The sequence below is a fragment of the Achromobacter sp. genome, from assembly GCF_057314935.1.
The window spans coordinates 14,309-30,258 of sequence record NZ_DBHKZA010000073.1 but is presented as its reverse complement, the minus strand read 5'-3'; the positions used below and the strand labels follow the sequence as shown (position 1 = coordinate 30,258).

Genomic DNA, 15,950 nt, shown 5'->3' with positions numbered 1-15,950 from the left:
GCGAGCAGGGCAAGGGCTTTGCGGTGGTGGCGGGCGAAGTTCGCTCGCTGGCGCAGCGCAGCGCGCAAGCCGCCAAGGAAATCAAGGGCCTGATCGAGGACTCGGTCACCAAGGTGGGCGCGGGCTCGCAGCAAGTGGAGCGCGCCGGCGCGACGATGCAAGAGATCGTGGCCTCGGTCAAGCGCGTGACGGACATCATGGGCGAGATCTCGGCGGCTTCCGAAGAGCAGTCCAGCGGTATCGACCAGGTCAACCGCGCCGTATCGCAGATGGACGAGGTGACGCAGCAAAACGCGGCCCTGGTGGAAGAAGCTGCCGCTGCCGCAGGTTCGCTGCAGGAACAGGCCCAACGGCTGGCGGAAGCGGTTGCGGTATTCAAGATCAACGCAGGCGAAGTCATCGAAGTGCCGGCGCATCGCCTGTCTTCGGCGCGCTCGTCCGATGACGACTCTCGCTTGCAAGCGCCCGACGCGTTTGCGCTCGGGCACTGAGGAGCGTCGTGGCAACCGCAGCAACTTCGGCGCCGTCCATCCCGGTGGACCGCCAATTCGATTTCCGCGACGCGGACTTTTCCCGCGTGCGCAAGATGATTCATGCGCGCGCCGGCATTTCGCTGGGCGCGCACAAGCGCGAAATGGTCTACAGCCGGCTGGCTCGGCGCTTGCGCGCCCTGGGCCGGCAGGATTTCGGCAGCTATCTGGACCAGTTGGAAAACGAGCCCGACGCGGCCGAGTGGGAAGACTTCGTCAATGCGCTCACGACCAATCTGACGGCGTTCTTCCGCGAGTCGCACCACTTTCCCATCCTGGCCGATTTTGCGCAGAAGCGCGGCGGCCCGGTGTCGGTGTGGTGCTGTGCCGCTTCCACGGGCGAAGAGCCGTATTCCATCGCCATGACGCTGGTCGAGGCGATGGGGCCGCGCGCCAGCGCCTGCACGGTGCTTGCCACCGACATCGACACGAACGTGTTGAACCGGGCGCGGGCGGCGGTGTACCCGGCCGAACGGGTGGCGAAGATGGAAGACGAGCGCCTGAGGCGGTTCTTCCTCAAGGGCCGTGGCGCCAACGCGGGCCAGGTCCGGGTACGCCCCGAGATCGCCGACATGGTGCGCTACGAAACGTTGAACCTGTTGGCGCCGTCCTGGGCGATCAACGAGAAGTTCGACGTGATCTTCTGCCGCAACGTCATGATTTATTTCGACAAGCCGACGCAGGCGAAGATACTGGAGCGTTTTGTGCCGCTGCTCAAGCCGGGCGGCCTGCTGTTTGCCGGGCACTCCGAGAACTTCACCTACATCAGCCGGGATTTTCGTCTGCGCGGGCAGACGGTCTACGAATGTGCGAGTAAGGCCTGAACGGGCCAAGGCAGCAGACAATGAAAAAAATAAGCGTTTTGTGTGTGGACGACTCCGCGCTGGTGCGCGGGTTGATGACGGAGATCATCAACAGCCAGCCGGATATGGAAGTGGTCGCGACCGCGCCGGATCCGCTGGTGGCGCGCGAACTGATCAAGCGCCACAACCCCGACGTGCTGACGCTGGACGTTGAAATGCCCCGCATGGACGGGCTGGATTTCCTGGAAAAGCTGATGCGCCTGCGGCCGATGCCGGTCGTGATGGTGTCGTCGCTGACGGAGCGTGGCGGCGAAATCACGCTGCGCGCACTGGAACTGGGCGCCATCGATTTCGTGACCAAGCCCAAGCTGGGCATCCGCGACGGCCTGCTGGAATACACCGAAATCATCGCGGACAAGATCCGGGCGGCCTCGCGGGCGAAGCTGCGCACGCCGACGCCGCATGCGCCGCAAGCCGCGCCCGCGCCCATGTTGCGCCGGCCGCTGGCGAGCTCGGAAAAGCTGGTGATCGTGGGCGCCTCCACGGGCGGCACCGAAGCCATCCGTGAAGTCTTGCAGCCCCTGCCGCCGGACAGCCCGGCCATCCTGATCACGCAACACATGCCCGCCGGCTTCACGCGCTCGTTCGCGCAGCGCCTGGACGCGCTGTGCGCCGTGACGGTGCGCGAAGCGGTTCACGGCGACCGGGTCTTGCCCGGCCACGTCTACCTGGCGCCGGGTGGCGACACGCACATGCGGCTGGGCCGCAGCGGCGCCAACTACGTGATCGAACTCGAAGCCAGCGAACCTGTCAACCGCCACCGTCCGTCCGTGGACGTGTTGTTCAATTCCGCCGCCATCGCCGCCGGCAAGAACGCCATCGGCGTCATCTTGACCGGCATGGGCAAGGACGGCGCCGCCGGCATGCTGGCCATGCACCGTGCGGGCGCCCATACGATCGCGCAAGATGAAGCCAGCTGCGTGGTGTTCGGCATGCCCCGGGAGGCCATCGCCATTGGCGCCGCGGATGAAGTGGTAGCGCTGTCGGCAATCAGCGAACGCATTCTGACTCGCCTGGGCGACCGTGGACACCGCGTTTGACGCGGATGAATCCACGATCGGTCTCAAGCAAATTTTTTCTGGAGTGAAAGATGGTAGACAAGGGCCTGAAGATTCTGGTGGTGGATGACTTCCCCACCATGCGGCGGATCATCCGCAACCTGCTCAAAGAGCTGGGTTTCGAGAACGTGGATGAGGCCGAGGACGGTGCGATCGGGTTGGAAAAGCTGCGCAACGGCGGCTTCCAGTTCGTCGTGTCCGACTGGAACATGCCCAACCTCGACGGCCTGGAAATGCTCAAGCAGATCCGTGCCGACGCCTCGCTGGCTTCGTTGCCGGTGCTGATGGTGACGGCCGAAGCCAAGAAGGAAAACATCGTGGCGGCGGCCCAGGCCGGCGCCAACGGGTACGTGGTCAAGCCTTTCACGGCGGCGACGCTGGAAGAAAAGCTCACCAAGATCTTCGAGAAAATTGCCGGCTGAGGTGTGCAATGAGCACAACGCAAAACGTTGAACCCGCAGCGGAGAATCCTGACCTGATCCACCGCATTGCCTCGCTGACGCGCATGTTGCGCGACAGCATGCGCGAACTGGGCCTGGATCAGGCGATCAAGGACGCGGCCAATGCGATTCCCGATGCCCGCGATCGCCTGCGCTATGTGGCGCAGATGACCGAGCAGGCCGCCAATCGCGTCTTGAACGCGACCGAGCAGGCCGGCCCGATCCAGGACAATATGTCGCGGTCGGCGCAGGCGCTGGATTCCCGCTGGCAGCAGTGGTATGACCAGCCGCTCGAACTGCCGGAAGCCCGCGAACTGGTGAAGGACACGCGCGCATTCCTGACGGATGTGCCCAAGCAGACGCAGCAGACCCAGTCCAAGCTGATGGAAATCATCATGGCGCAGGATTTCCAGGATCTGACGGGCCAGGTCATCATGCGCATGATGGACGTGGTGGGCGCGATCGAACGCGAACTGCTGCAAGTGCTGCTGGACAACGTGCCGCAAGAGCGCCGCGATGAAGCCAACAGCCTGCTCAACGGACCGCAGATCAGCCCGCAGGGCAAGACGGACGTCGTTACCAGCCAGGACCAGGTCGACGACCTGCTGGCCAGCCTGGGCTTCTGACCGATCCCGCCGTACCGCCAGGCCTTGCCGCCGGCGGTGCGCGGCCCCTGCAGTCCGCGCGCATGAACGTATTCCCTAAGGGCGAAAACGCCGCCTGATCGATAGACTTCCCGCCATAAGAAAAAACGGGGCCTTGCAGCAAGAGACATGGCGCGCGCGAAGCGCGCCAGGCAACGGATGCCCATAGAAGGCGATCCGGGCCAGCACAAGGAGGTCCATCTTGGCCAGATCCGTATTCCGCTTGGGCGGCATGTGGGGGTTGTTGCGCCGGCTTAACCGCGGCGACGCCATGCTGTCGGATCGTACGCTGCCGATCAGTCCCGCCGCCTTTTCCCTGCACCGCTTTCTGGGGCAGATCCGCCGGCGGATCATGACCGTGCGGCAATCCAGCATTGAAATCGCATTGAACGCGGCCCGCACGCAGTTCCAGGCGGGGCGCTGCTCGCTGCTGGCGCAGGAACAGGCGCGGGCGGCGGGCGCGCTGGTCGACAGCGGTGCGCAGATCGCCGCGTTGTCCGCGTCCACCTCCGGCCATGCCCGTGAGATCGCCCAGGTTTCAGGCCGGAACCTGCTCGCGGCCGAGCAGGCACTGGCGGAGCTGTCCGACGTGAAAGCGCGCGTGGACCGCATGACGCGCGAGATGGCCGCGTTCACCGAGGTGGTGGCGCAGTTGACCGGGCGTGCGCGTTCCGTGGGCGACATCAGCAAGCTGATCAAGGACATTGCCTTGCAGACGCAGTTGCTGGCGTTGAACGCGGGCGTCGAGGCGGCCAGGGCCGGGGACGCGGGCCGCGGATTCGCCGTGGTCGCCAGCGAGGTCGGCCGGCTGGCCGAACGGGTGAATGCCGCCACCAGCGATATCGGCCGGCACACGGCCGAGATGCTGGACCTGGTGGATACCACCCAGCGGCAGACGGGCACGTTGCGCGACGACGTGGACGCCTCCGGCGCAGTGCTGGACCGCACATGCGCCGACTTCCAACGTTTCGTGCACGACTTCGACAGCATGAACCGCCAGGTGGGCGAAGTGGTGCAGGCGATCGGCGACGTCGACGCCACCAACCACGGCATGAGCCAGGAAGTCGGACGCATCGCGGCGCTGAGCGCCGACGTGCTGGAGCGCGTGGGTCACATGTCGGGCGAGATCGACCGCATCCGCCGCCAGACCGAAAGCGTGCAGGAAGTGCTGGCCGACATGCGCACCGGCAACACCGCGTTCGACCACCTGTCCGACGCCGTCGACGATTTCCGGGCTGCGGCCGTCCACTTGCTGGACGACGCGCGCCGCCGCGGGGTGGACGTGTTCGACCGGCACTATCAGCGCATCCCCGGCAGTGAGCCGGCGCGCTACCACACCCTGTACGACCGGGCCATCGAAGGGCCCCTGACCCGGTTGCTGGACAGTGTGCTGGAGGCGGTGCCAGGCGGGATCTACACGATCCTCGTGGATAGCCGGGGTTACGCGCCGGCGCACAACAGCCGGTTCTCAAATGAACCCACGGGCGACGCGGCCGTCGATATTGCCCGGGTACGGCACAAGCGGATTTTCGACGACCCCGTCGGCGCGCGCCTGGCCGCCAACACGGGGTCGATCCTGTTTCAGACCTACTCGCGGGACACCGGCGAAATCGTCAACGACATTTCGGTTCCCCTTTATTTGGGGCCGGAACACTGGGGCGCCGTGCGCATCGGCCTGGATTACGTGCGCTTCCAGGCCGCGCTGGAAGGCGCGGCGCCGCTGCGCGAGGCCGTTTCGGCGGCGCGCTGACCGGGCTGGCAGGCACCCGCCGCCGGGCATCCGGACAAGGGCGGGCGCCCGGGCCCGTGGCGCATCCGGGAATAGCGCCGCTTTCCCCCCTTTTCTTGGGTGATCGCCAAACCCCGGGGCCTCCTAGAATCTCGGCGGGCAGCTCGTAATCCGAAAATCCGCGAGCCGCAACGACACCGCAGAGCATGGCCGAAGAAAGCGACCTCGAAAAATCCGAAGCCGCCTCTCCCAGGCGCCTGGAAAAGGCGCGCGAGGAGGGGCAGATTGCGCGTTCCCGGGAATTGGGCACGTTCATGATGCTGGCCGCCGGTGTCGCGGTGATCTGGATGGGCGGCGGCACGCTGTATCAGGGCCTGAGCGGCGTCTTGCGCAATGGGCTGGCGTTCGATCAGCGTATCGTGACCGACCCCGGCGTGATGGTGGAACTGGCGGTCAGCGGATTCGGCCACGCGTTGCTGGCGACCCTGCCGGTGTTCGGCGTGCTGGTGGTGGTGGCGGTCCTGTCCAGCGTGCTGCTGGGGGGCATCGTCATTTCCGGCAAGCCGCTGCAGGCGAATTTCTCGAAGCTCAGCCTTTTTGCCGGGTTGAAGCGGATGTTCTCATCGCAGACCGTCGTGGAACTGATCAAGGCGTTGGCCAAAGCCCTGCTGGTGGGCGGCGTGGCCGTCTGGGTCATCTGGCGCTACCACGACGACATGCTCAGCCTGATGCACGTGGCGCCGTCGGCCGCCCTGATCAAGGCGCTGTCGCTGGTGGCGCTGTGCTGCGCCTTCATCGTGGCGTCCCTGCTGATCATCGTGATGCTGGACGTGCCGTGGCAGATCTGGAGCCACCTGAAAAAGCTGCGCATGTCCAAGGAAGACGTGCGCCAGGAACATAAGGAAAGCGAAGGCGACCCGCACGTGAAGGCGCGCATCCGCCAGCAGCAGCGCCAGGCGGCGCGGCGCCGGATGATGTCGGAAGTGCCGAAGGCGGACGTCGTGGTGACCAACCCGACGCATTACGCCGTGGCGCTGAAGTACGACGAGGAAAAGAGCGGCGCGCCGCGCGTCATCGCCAAGGGCACGGGGCTGATCGCGGCCAAGATCCGCGAACTGGCCGCCGAGCACCGGGTCCCCACATTGGAAGCGCCGCCGCTGGCGCGCGCATTGCATCAACACGTCGAACTGGGACAAGAAATCCCGGGCGAGCTATATACCGCGGTGGCGGAAGTGCTGGCGTGGGTCTTCCAGCTGCGTTCGTGGCGCTCGGGATGGGGGGTCGAACCGACCGCCCCGACCCGACTGGCCGTGCCCGCCGCACTGGACCCGCAGGCAAACACCGCAGCACAAGGAGTTTAAGGAATGAGCGCTTTGCTCACCATGTTGAAGAGTAGCGGAGCCGGCCATGCGCGGCTTCTGGCGGGTCCGATCCTGATCGTGATGGTGCTGGGCATGATGGTGCTGCCCCTGCCCACGTTCCTGCTGGACTTGCTGTTCACCTTCAACATCGCGTTGTCCGTGATGATCCTGCTGGTGGCCATGTTCACGAAGAAGCCGCTGGACTTCGCCGCGTTCCCGGCCGTCCTGCTGTTCGCCACCTTGCTGCGCCTGTCGCTGAACGTGGCGTCGACCCGCGTCGTGCTGCTCAACGGCCATACCGGCCCGGACGCGGCGGGCAAGGTGATCGAGGCGTTCGGCCACTTCCTGGTAGGCGGCAACTTCGCCGTCGGGATCATCGTGTTCGTGATCCTGACCATCATCAACTTCATCGTCATCACCAAGGGTGCCGGCCGCATCGCCGAAGTCGGCGCGCGCTTCACCCTGGACGCCATGCCCGGCAAGCAGATGGCGATCGACGCCGACCTGAACGCGGGACTGATCGGCGAAGACGAGGCCCGCCGCCGCCGTGCCGAGGTCTCGCAGGAGTCGGACTTCTTCGGCTCGATGGACGGCGCCAGCAAGTTCGTGCGCGGCGACGCCATCGCCGGCCTGCTGATCATGGCGATCAACATCATCGGCGGCCTGATCGTGGGCGTGGCGCAACACGACATGTCGATGAGCGATTCGGCCCGCGTCTACACGCTGCTGACGATCGGCGACGGCCTGGTCGCGCAGATCCCGGCGCTGGTGATCTCGACCGCCGCCGGCGTGGTCGTGTCCCGCGTGTCCACCGACCAGGACATCGGCCAGCAGATCATCAGCCAGCTGTTCTCGAACCCCGCCGTGCTGTTCCTGACGGCCGGCATCATCGGCATCATGGGCATGATCCCGAACATGCCGCACATCGCCTTCCTGTCGCTGGCAGGCGCGCTGGGCTGGGGCGGCTGGATGCTGCACAAACGCAGGCAGAAGGCGGCGCAGGCCGCCGAGCAGATCCCGCCGCAAGCGGTCACGCAGGCGCAAGCCGCCGCTGCCGAAGCCAGTTGGGACGACGTGTCCATGGTGGACCAGCTGGGCCTGGAAGTGGGCTACCGGCTGATTCCGCTGGTGGACCACGCCCAGAACGGCGAATTGCTGCACCGGATCCGCAGCCTGCGCAAGAAGTTCGCGCAAGACGTCGGCTTCCTGCCGCCCGTCGTGCACATCCGCGACAACCTGGAACTCAAGCCCAACGACTACCGGATCCTGCTGTCGGGCGTGGAAGTGGGCCACGGCGTGGCGATGCCGGGCCAGTGGCTGGCCATCGACCCGGGTGGCGTCACCATCCAGATCAAGGGCACGCCCACCACCGACCCCGCGTTCGGCCTGCCAGCGCTATGGATCGACGGCGGCCTGCGCGACCAGGCCCAGGTGGCGGGCTACACCGTGGTGGATGCCGGAACGGTGGTGGCCACGCACTTGAACCACTTGATGCACCGCCACGGCTCGAACCTGCTGGGCCGCCAGGAAGTCCAGCAACTGCTGGACCGCATCGGCCGCGATGCGCCCAAGCTGGTCGAGGACCTGGTGCCGAAGACGCTGTCGCTGACTGCGCTGCAGAAGGTGCTGCAAGGCCTGTTGTCCGAAGAAGTGCCGATCCGCGACATGCGGACCATCATCGATACGCTGTCCGAACACGGCCCGCGCCTGGCGGCGCAGGCGGCCGGCGCGGGCGGCCAGCCCGACATCAACGAATTGATCATGCTGACCCGCCGTTCGCTGGGCCGCGCGATCACGCAGCAATGGTTCCCGGGCGAGGGCGAGCTGCGGGTCATCGGCCTGGATGTGAAGCTGGAACGCGTGCTGTCGCAGGCCATGACCAGCACCGGCGGGCTGGAGCCCGGCCTGGCGGACACCTTGCTGCGAGAAACGCAGGCGGCGGTCGAGCGCCAGGAGTCGCAAGGCAACGCGCCGGTGCTGCTGGTGTCGCCGGTGCTGCGTGCGCCGCTGTCGCGCTTCTTGCGCCATCACCTGCCGCAGTTGGGCGTGTTGTCGAATACTGAAATACCCGATGAGCGCATGGTCCGCGTGACCGCGCTGATCGGCGGGAGCAATGGGCCATGAAGATAAGCCGCTTTTTTGGCGTCAACAGCCGTGAAGTGATGCGCCAGGTGCGCCAAGTGCTGGGGCCGGACGCGCTGATCGTCTCGAACCGCAGCGTGGATGGCGGCGTAGAAGTGCTGGCCACCGTCGAGGGCGCGTTTGACGATGCGGCTGCCGGGACGCCGCAGCGGGACGCCACCCCGTATTCCCCGGCCGCGGATACGCGTGCGCTGTCGCAGCCCCAGGCTCCGGCAAGCGCGCCGGCCAGTGCGCCGGCACCCGCCCCGCGGTCGTATGCGGCGCCCGCTGCGCCCGTCGCGCCTGCCGCCATGCCGCAGACGGGCTATGCCGCGCCTTCCCGGTCGATCGCTGCGTACCAGTCGGCCTTCGCCTCGTCGGCAATGCCGGAAGAAGACGCTGCGCCTGAAGTCGCCACTGGCGCTTCCGCCGCCCCGGCCGCGCCCTATCCGACGGCGCTGCAGCCTGCGCCTGCCCCTGCACAGCCGGCAGCGGTTGCGACGCGGGTGGAGTTGCCCGCATTGCCGCCGACCCGGCCGGCAGCGCCCGCTGCCCCGGCGCCTGCCGCCGGGTCCGGGCTTGCGTCCGCAGCAGGGGCCACGCCGTCACCTGCCGCCATGCCTATGCCGGGATCCGCAGCCGTGCCCGCACCCATGGCCGCGGCCGCCGCGCCTTCCATGGCCCGGATGCCCGATGCGCCGTTGCGCCAGCCGCCCGCCATGCCTGCCGCCGCGCTGCCGACCGATACGGCCGCCGGGTTGCAAGATGCCATCAGCGCGTTGCGGGGCGCATTGGAAACCCGCATGGATGGCCTGCTGTGGGGCGGCCGCCCGGGCTCGGGCCGAGAACCCGCTGCCGCCGCGCTGTTCCGTAGCCTGCTGGACGCCGGATTCAGCACGAAGCTGGTGCGCGCGCTGGTGGACCGGCTGCCGCAAGGCATGACGGCGGACGCCGCCCAGTCATGGGCACGCAACGAGCTGGTGACGCACTTGCCGGTCGTCGCCTCCGAAGACGAATTCCTGGCCGGCGGCGCCTACGCGCTGGTGGGCCCGACCGGCGTCGGCAAGACCACGACGCTGGCCAAACTGGCCGCCCGCTGCGTGGCGCGCGAAGGCCGCGACCAGGTCGCGATGCTGACCACGGACCTGTTCCGGATCGGCGCCCTGGAACAATTGCAGATCTATGGCCGCCTGATGGGCGTGCCGGCGCACTCGGTGCGGGATGCCGGCGAGTTGCGCCGCATCCTGGCCGAACTGGGCAACCGCAAGATCGTGCTGATCGACACCACGGGCATCAGCCAGCGTGACCGCCTGGTGGCCGAGCAGGCCGCCATGCTGTGCAACGCCGGCAAGCCGGTGCGCCGCCTGCTGGTGCTGAACGCTGCCAGCCAGGGCGACACGTTGGACGAAGTGGCGCACGCCTACCGCAACGGCGTGGGCGAGGATGTGGCCGGCTGCATCATCACCAAACTGGATGAGGCCACGCGCTTGGGTGCCGCGCTGGACACGGCGATCCGCCACCGGCTGCCGATCCACTATATGTCGGTCGGGCAGAAGGTGCCCGAGCACATGGAGCTTGCGCGCGCCGACCTGCTGATCGACCGGGCCTTCGCGATGGTCGAGCGTGCCCGCGCGCTGTACACGCCCAGTGAAGCCGACCTGGCGTCGCTGGCGCCGGCCGCCCGCGAGGCCGATGCGGTGGATCCGGCGCGCCGCCGCCAGTTGCTGGCGTCCGCGATCCTGCGTCCGCAGGGCGGTTCGGCATCTATCGCGGCCGCGCAGAATCTGGACGATACGATCGCCATGCTGGACAGCGATCCGGCCTGCGCGCAGGCACGGGCCTCCTGGCGCGAGTACGTCGGCGACGGGGCGGGCGCAAGCCTGGCCGCGCTGGGCGACGAGCCGCTGGCGATGGTGCGGCGCGAATTCTCGGCCACCTGCCACCGCCACCTGCTGGCCATGCACGGCAAGACGGCCATGAAGGGCGAAGGGTTGCCCGGCGGCACGCTGTTGGGCGCGCTGCTGATGAGCGACCGCGGCGCTGCCCTGGCGGCGCCCGCGCAGCAGCTGGCGTTGGCGCACGGCATGTTGACGTCGTTCGCGCCTGCCGCGCCGGGCCAGCCGGACGCGGTCCTGGCGCTGGAGGCCCGCGTGCGTTGGCTGGGCGAACAGCTGCCGCGGCTGCCGTTGGTGCATCTGCTTGAGGCGGGCACGTCCGGCCTGTGGCAGTCCTTGACCGGGCAGGGCGCATCGTGGGTGGCGCGTTGCCCCGGCGGCATGCGGGTGGTCCAGGACGAATGCCCCACCAATCTGAATGCGGTCGGCAAGAGCGTGGGTTATCTGCCGGTAGGCCAGCCGGGCGACATGCCGGGTTTGCTGACCGAAAAAGCCGGCAAACGGGTGCCGCTCGCGCTATGGGCATCGGGCACGGAAGTCGCCTTGCCGGGCAAGAACCGCGACGGGGCAGCGACGCGCCTGGTGTGCGCGCGGCTGATCGATACCGAAAGCGGCGACATCGCGGCGCAACTGTTCGGTTTGACGAACCTGCCGGCGTCCCAGGCCGATGCCGCTACCGTGGCGCGCTGGCTGGTACTGCAGGATGAGGCGCGCGCCGGGTTCCGCTACATGGCGAATGCCTGGCAGGCGTTGCCGGCGGTCGACGGCGCGCATACCCTGGCGCGGCAGGCCTTGATGGCGGGCCAGTTGGGCGCCGCCTGCTGGCAGATGGCGCACTCACCGTCCGCCGACGTGGTGCGGGGGCCGTTGTCGGGCATTGTGGGTTCGGAGCGCAAGCTGTCGGGCCGGATGTTGCCCGTGGCGATCCTGAAGATGTTCGCGATGCTGGAAATGACCGGCGGCGCGTAATCCCGCTGCGGGTCCACCCAATAAAAAGGCGGCGCATGGCGCCGCCTTTTTATTGCCGAAGCAAAAAGGACACGAAAGGGCGGTCAGCCCGCCACGATCGGCTTGCGGCCCGGGGCGCCGCGCGCCCCGCGGCCTTGCGCGTCGTACGTGGCGGGGACGCCCACGCCATTGATGTTGCGCAGCGCGTCCAGCGACTGCTGGGTATAGCGCAGGTGCACGTCGATCAGGGCGCCGTTGCGCATGTTGATCTCGTTGGCCGAGGCCGATTTGGTCAGCAGCGCTTGCCAGATCTCGGATAACTGCGGGTGCAGCACGGCGGCTTGCTCCGTGCCGGCGTGCCCGACGGGCAGGCCGATTTCAGCCAGCAGGCCGTCCCGGGTTTCGCTCAGGTCGACCAGCTGCTGGGCAATGCGCCCCTTGCGGTCGGTGATGGCCTGCAGCGCGCCGACGTTCCCCGGGCCCACCAGCACTTCGGTCTCTTCTTCCAGAATGGTCGAGAACTCGGAGATCAGGGCATCTTCCTGCCGCATGCAGGACTGGAGGGAATCGACGGGGTTCATGATCGTGCTTCGAAGGCGGTAGGGCGGTGAACGGAGAATTACTTCAGCAGATCGCGGGCGCTGGCGATCAGGCTGTCGGCGATCTTGCCGGTGTCGATCTTCAACTGGCCCGAAGCAATCGCGGCGCGAATGGCGGCCACGCGCTCGACGTTGATGTCGTTCGAGCCGTCTTGCAGGGCCAGCATCTTGCGCGACGCCGAGCTCAACGCCACTTGCGAGCTGCTGGAGCCGCTGCCATTGCTGGCGCCGTACGCCTGCGCAACCGCGGAATCCGGGCGTTGGGCAACGGCGTCGGCAGAAATGGGCCGGTTGGTGGTCGAATTGATTTTCAAGGTTTTCTCCGCAGGGCGTCCTGGGTCGGTTTGCGACGGATCCGCCTACTTATGTCTCTGTAACGGCAGGGCCGGAACGAACTTTAGGGCAGGCCGTCAGCTGGCGCAGCGCGATTTGTAACATTGCCTACAGTTGTATTTCAACCAGCCCCGCATTCCTGACCACGCCGCTGACCACCTGGCCGCTAGCCGTGCGCACCTGGACCATCGCGCCGGGTGCAGCGTTGTCCAGCGCCTGGCCTTCGCTGCTGACCACGAAGCCGTTGCCGCGCGCATTGATCCGGACGTTGGAGCCGCGGACCACGGATTGGGCGTTGCGCAACGACGATCCGCGGACCGGTTGTCCGGCGTTGATCCGGTAGGCGGCCGTCATGCCGACGACGGTCTGGGGATCGGTGATGGCGCCGGGCGGGAGCGACACCAGATCGCCGTCCCGGGGGGAAAGGTCGTCCGGCGTCAGTGCCTGGCCGGCCGAGATCATCCGCGACGCGACGTAATAGTAGCCGGGGACGCTGACGGTCGCCTGCACATACGTGGTCCATGGCTTGGGCGCATTGCAGCGCACCCCGACCGTCATGCGCGAGCGCAGCTTCATGCCCGACGGCATAAATGGGGACATGGCGTCGCAGGGCGCCAGGCGTTCGGCGCGCGGCGGGTCGATGGAGACAGCGGGTTGCCCCGGCAGTCCGGCCAATTGGTCCAGCAGATAGCTCTGCGCCGCCGCGGCGATCGCCTCGGGCGCCTGGCTGGCGGCGTCCTGGGCCTGGGCGGTCCCGAAGGAGGCCAGGGCCAGGGCGATCAGGCAGCCGGCGCGCGCGCGGAGATGTCGTGCGGAGATTTTCATGATGGATGAATTGTAGGAGTCCGCGCCGTTCGGCAATACGTGAATTGGATGAGAAATGGCGGGTTATTTGGCTGATTGTGTTTTGCCGGCGGCCCCTATGATGCCGTCATCCAATGGGATAACGGTGCGTCCGAAGTCCCTTGCTCTATCCGTATTGCAACGCACGAAGGCGCCACGATGCTAGACAGGCTTAACGAAGATTTCCGGTTCTACCAGCAGGCCTTGGGACTGCGCGCGCAGCGTCAGGAAGTGCTGTCGTCGAACATCGCCAACGCCGACACGCCCAACTACAAGGCCCGCGACTTTGACTTCAAGGCGGCCATGCAGACCGCGATGGAAGGCTCCATGCGCCTGCCGGACACGTCGCTGGCGCTGACCTCGGCGCGCCACATCCCCGCCAAGGCCGTGTCGCAGGGCCCGACCGAGCTGCTGTACCGCCTGCCGTACCAGCCCAGCATGGATGGCAACACCGTGGACATGGATATCGAGCGCGTGCAGTTCGCCGACAACACGTTGCACTACCAAAGCACCATGCAGATGATCTCCGGTCGCATCCGGACCATGCAGACAGCCATTCAGGATTGATCCATAAAGGGAGCGACAGGCAATGTCCTTGTTGAGCATTTTCGATATCGCCGGTTCGGCGCTCAGCGCGCAGTCGCAACGCATGAACGTGTCGGCCAGCAACATGGCCAACGCCGACAGCGTCGTGGGTCCGGACGGGCAGCCGTATCGCGCCCGCCAGGTCGTGTTCCAGGTCAACCCGGCTGCCGGCCAGGCCATGGGGCAGGAGATCGGCGGCGTCCGGGTGGCGGGCGTCATTCAGGATCCGTCGCCCCTCAAGCAGGTCTACGACCCCAAGCATCCGCTGGCCGATGCCCAGGGCTATATCAGCATGCCCAACGTCGACCCGGTGGCCGAAACGGTCAACATGATCGCGGCTTCGCGGTCCTACCAGGCGAACGTCGAGGTGCTCAACACCGCCAAGGCGTTGATGCAAAAGACGCTGACCATCGGCCAATCCTAATTTTCTGACAGAGTGAATCCATGACCACCGTCGACCAGAACACCAGCACCACCGGCCTGGGCCTCGCGCAAAGCGGCGCCAACGGCTCCAGCACGGCGCAGGGCTTGCAGGACCAGTTCCTGAAGCTGCTGGTGACCCAGCTGCAGAACCAGGATCCGCTGAACCCCATGCAGAACGCCGAGCTGACCTCGCAGCTGGCGCAGATCTCCACGGTGGAAGGCATCAACAACCTGAAGAACACCATGCTGGCCATCAGCGGCCAGATCGACGTGTCGCAGTCGATGAACGCCGTGGCGATGATCGGCAAGGGCGTGCTGATCCCCGGTTCCAAGGTGAAGGTCGGCGTGGACGGCGACAACGCCGCCGAACGCGTGGTCACGCCCTACGGCCTGGATCTGCAAGGCGATGCGCAGAAGGTGCAGGTCCGCATTTCGGATTCGAACGGCGCGGTCGTGCGCACCATCGAAATGGGCGAGCAGAAGACCGGCGTGTACACGCTGAACTGGGACGGCAAGAACGACAGCGGCGTGGCGCTGGAAGCGGGCGCGTACACGGTGTCCGTGCTGGCGACCGACGGCGATGGCAAGAAGGTGAATGCGGAAGTGCTGAGCTACGGCCAGGTCAAGAGCGTGGCGTATTCCACCAACGGCTTGCGTCTGGATCTGGGCCTGGACGGCCAGACCAGCATGCTGGACGTGCGTAAGGTAATCGGCGCCTGAACCGGGCGGATTTGAATCGGCGCCGGCGCATGCGCGGCGGCTTCACTAGATAAAGATTAGCGAGAGAAAACATGGGCTTCGGACAAGGATTGAGCGGCTTGAACGCCGCATCGCAGAACCTGGACGTGATCGGCAACAACATCGCCAACTCCGGCACCGTCGGCTTCAAGTCGTCGACCGCGTCGTTTGCCGACGTGTACGCCAGCTCGCGCGTGGGCCTGGGCGTCAAGGTGTCGGCGATCACGCAGCGCTTCACGGTGGGTACGGTGCAGGGTGGTGGCGGCGATTACGACATCGCCATCGACGGCGCGAAGGGCATGTTCCGTGTGACCGACCAGAGCGGCGCGGTGATGTACACCCGCAACGGCGAATTCCTGGTCGACAAGAACAATTTCATCGTGAACGCGCAGGGCTACCGCATGACGGGCTACCCCGCCGGCGCGATCGGCGCGAATCCGACCGAGCTGCAGTTGCCGACCGCCAACGTGGCCCCGCAGGCCACCAGCACCGGCACGACCGTGGCCAACCTGGACGCCAATGCCAAGGTGGTGTACCTGACGGATACGATAACCTCGCCCGAAGTCAATGGGTCGGTAACTTTGACGGGCACGACTCCGCCTTTGCCGGCAACACAGTACTTTTTCAAGCGTGATGGCGCAGGCGCGATCCAATGGGTCAATCAGCCGCCCGATGGCACCTATGGTGCCGCACCCAACCTCATCACCGTTGACGCGACGGGTGCCGTGACCACCGGCGACATTACCCAGGTCCCCGGTTATGTGAACTACACCGCGGCAGTCACCGAAATCGGCCGCCCGTTCGACCCGACGATCTCCAGCAGCTACACGAACGCGTCGC

General features: G+C 66.6%; 16 protein-coding genes. 13 read left to right on the top strand and 3 right to left on the bottom strand.

The genetic code is table 11. The annotated features are described in order from the left end of the window. From ACO6D5_RS23245 to flhF, 9 genes are all read left to right on the top strand, one after another. The coding region (locus ACO6D5_RS23245; RefSeq protein ID WP_485826668.1) for a methyl-accepting chemotaxis protein at positions 1-491 on the top strand (491 nt) is incomplete at its 5' end. Positions 492-499: 8 nt separating this feature from the next. Further along, entirely contained in the window at positions 500-1,354 is an 855-nt protein-coding gene (locus tag ACO6D5_RS23240; protein WP_315134899.1) for a CheR family methyltransferase, read from the top strand. 20 nt (positions 1,355-1,374) lie between these two features. Then, entirely contained in the window at positions 1,375-2,433 is a 1,059-nt protein-coding gene (locus ACO6D5_RS23235) for a protein-glutamate methylesterase/protein-glutamine glutaminase (RefSeq protein ID WP_006224582.1), read from the top strand. A 50-nt stretch (positions 2,434-2,483) separates the two neighbouring features. Continuing rightward, a complete protein-coding gene (cheY, locus tag ACO6D5_RS23230) occupies positions 2,484-2,873 on the top strand; it encodes a chemotaxis response regulator CheY (protein WP_008159684.1) in 390 nt (129 codons plus the stop codon). Between the two features lie 8 nt (positions 2,874-2,881). Then, a complete protein-coding gene (cheZ, locus tag ACO6D5_RS23225; RefSeq protein ID WP_315846751.1) occupies positions 2,882-3,517 on the top strand; it encodes a protein phosphatase CheZ in 636 nt (211 codons plus the stop codon). A 220-nt stretch (positions 3,518-3,737) separates the two neighbouring features. Then, on the top strand, positions 3,738-5,285 hold the full coding sequence (locus ACO6D5_RS23220; RefSeq protein WP_485826667.1) for a methyl-accepting chemotaxis protein: 1,548 nt from the start codon (positions 3,738-3,740) through the stop codon (positions 5,283-5,285). 185 nt (positions 5,286-5,470) lie between these two features. After that, on the top strand, positions 5,471-6,625 hold the full coding sequence (flhB, locus tag ACO6D5_RS23215) for a flagellar biosynthesis protein FlhB (protein ID WP_315846750.1): 1,155 nt from the start codon (positions 5,471-5,473) through the stop codon (positions 6,623-6,625). 3 nt (positions 6,626-6,628) lie between these two features. Further along, positions 6,629-8,749 carry a flagellar biosynthesis protein FlhA gene (gene flhA, locus ACO6D5_RS23210; RefSeq protein WP_315846749.1) on the top strand — a complete coding sequence of 707 codons (2,121 nt, stop codon included), beginning with the start codon at positions 6,629-6,631 and terminating at the stop codon, positions 8,747-8,749. Next, positions 8,746-11,610: a flagellar biosynthesis GTPase FlhF gene (gene flhF / locus ACO6D5_RS23205; RefSeq protein ID WP_485826666.1), complete on the top strand. Its 2,865-nt coding sequence runs from the start codon at positions 8,746-8,748 to the stop codon at positions 11,608-11,610. Before flhA ends, flhF begins: the two co-directional genes overlap by 4 nt. 83 nt (positions 11,611-11,693) lie before the next feature. Here the strand turns inward: flhF and ACO6D5_RS23200 are convergent, their stop codons facing one another. From ACO6D5_RS23200 to flgA, 3 genes are all read right to left on the bottom strand, one after another. Continuing rightward, the gene (locus ACO6D5_RS23200; protein ID WP_315846747.1) at positions 11,694-12,170 is read right to left on the bottom strand and encodes a flagellar protein FlgN; all 477 of its coding nucleotides are present in this window, start codon (positions 12,168-12,170) and stop codon (positions 11,694-11,696) included. Between the two features lie 38 nt (positions 12,171-12,208). Beyond that, positions 12,209-12,502 carry a flagellar biosynthesis anti-sigma factor FlgM gene (gene flgM / locus ACO6D5_RS23195; RefSeq protein WP_006224590.1) on the bottom strand — a complete coding sequence of 98 codons (294 nt, stop codon included), beginning with the start codon at positions 12,500-12,502 and terminating at the stop codon, positions 12,209-12,211. Positions 12,503-12,629: 127 nt separating this feature from the next. Continuing rightward, entirely contained in the window at positions 12,630-13,346 is a 717-nt protein-coding gene (gene flgA, locus ACO6D5_RS23190) for a flagellar basal body P-ring formation chaperone FlgA (protein WP_485826665.1), read from the bottom strand. Positions 13,347-13,523: 177 nt separating this feature from the next. Here flgA and flgB point away from each other — a divergent pair, with 177 nt between their 5' ends. The 4 genes from flgB to ACO6D5_RS23170 all read left to right on the top strand — a co-directional run. Further along, positions 13,524-13,931: a flagellar basal body rod protein FlgB gene (gene flgB, locus ACO6D5_RS23185; RefSeq protein WP_315846745.1), complete on the top strand. Its 408-nt coding sequence runs from the start codon at positions 13,524-13,526 to the stop codon at positions 13,929-13,931. Positions 13,932-13,953: 22 nt separating this feature from the next. Next, entirely contained in the window at positions 13,954-14,373 is a 420-nt protein-coding gene (gene flgC, locus ACO6D5_RS23180) for a flagellar basal body rod protein FlgC (protein ID WP_169274355.1), read from the top strand. 20 nt (positions 14,374-14,393) lie between these two features. Then, complete coding sequence (locus ACO6D5_RS23175; RefSeq protein WP_315846744.1) at positions 14,394-15,092, top strand: flagellar hook capping FlgD N-terminal domain-containing protein; 699 nt, start codon at positions 14,394-14,396, stop codon at positions 15,090-15,092. A gap of 71 nt (positions 15,093-15,163) precedes the next feature. Further along, on the top strand, positions 15,164-15,950 hold a 787-nt coding region (locus ACO6D5_RS23170; RefSeq protein WP_485826664.1), incomplete at its 3' end, for a flagellar hook-basal body complex protein.

Coding starts and splice junctions, on each gene's coding strand:
- flhA (WP_315846749.1), top strand. CDS start 6,629: ATGAGCGCTTTGCTCACCATGTTGAAGAGTAGCGGAGCCGGCCATGCG.
- ACO6D5_RS23175 (WP_315846744.1), top strand. CDS start 14,394: ATGACCACCGTCGACCAGAACACCAGCACCACCGGCCTGGGCCTCGCG.
- flhF (WP_485826666.1), top strand. CDS start 8,746: ATGAAGATAAGCCGCTTTTTTGGCGTCAACAGCCGTGAAGTGATGCGC.
- ACO6D5_RS23200 (WP_315846747.1), bottom strand. CDS start 12,170: ATGAACCCCGTCGATTCCCTCCAGTCCTGCATGCGGCAGGAAGATGCC.
- flhB (WP_315846750.1), top strand. CDS start 5,471: ATGGCCGAAGAAAGCGACCTCGAAAAATCCGAAGCCGCCTCTCCCAGG.
- cheZ (WP_315846751.1), top strand. CDS start 2,882: ATGAGCACAACGCAAAACGTTGAACCCGCAGCGGAGAATCCTGACCTG.
- flgC (WP_169274355.1), top strand. CDS start 13,954: ATGTCCTTGTTGAGCATTTTCGATATCGCCGGTTCGGCGCTCAGCGCG.
- flgB (WP_315846745.1), top strand. CDS start 13,524: ATGCTAGACAGGCTTAACGAAGATTTCCGGTTCTACCAGCAGGCCTTG.
- flgA (WP_485826665.1), bottom strand. CDS start 13,346: ATGAAAATCTCCGCACGACATCTCCGCGCGCGCGCCGGCTGCCTGATC.
- ACO6D5_RS23235 (WP_006224582.1), top strand. CDS start 1,375: ATGAAAAAAATAAGCGTTTTGTGTGTGGACGACTCCGCGCTGGTGCGC.
- cheY (WP_008159684.1), top strand. CDS start 2,484: ATGGTAGACAAGGGCCTGAAGATTCTGGTGGTGGATGACTTCCCCACC.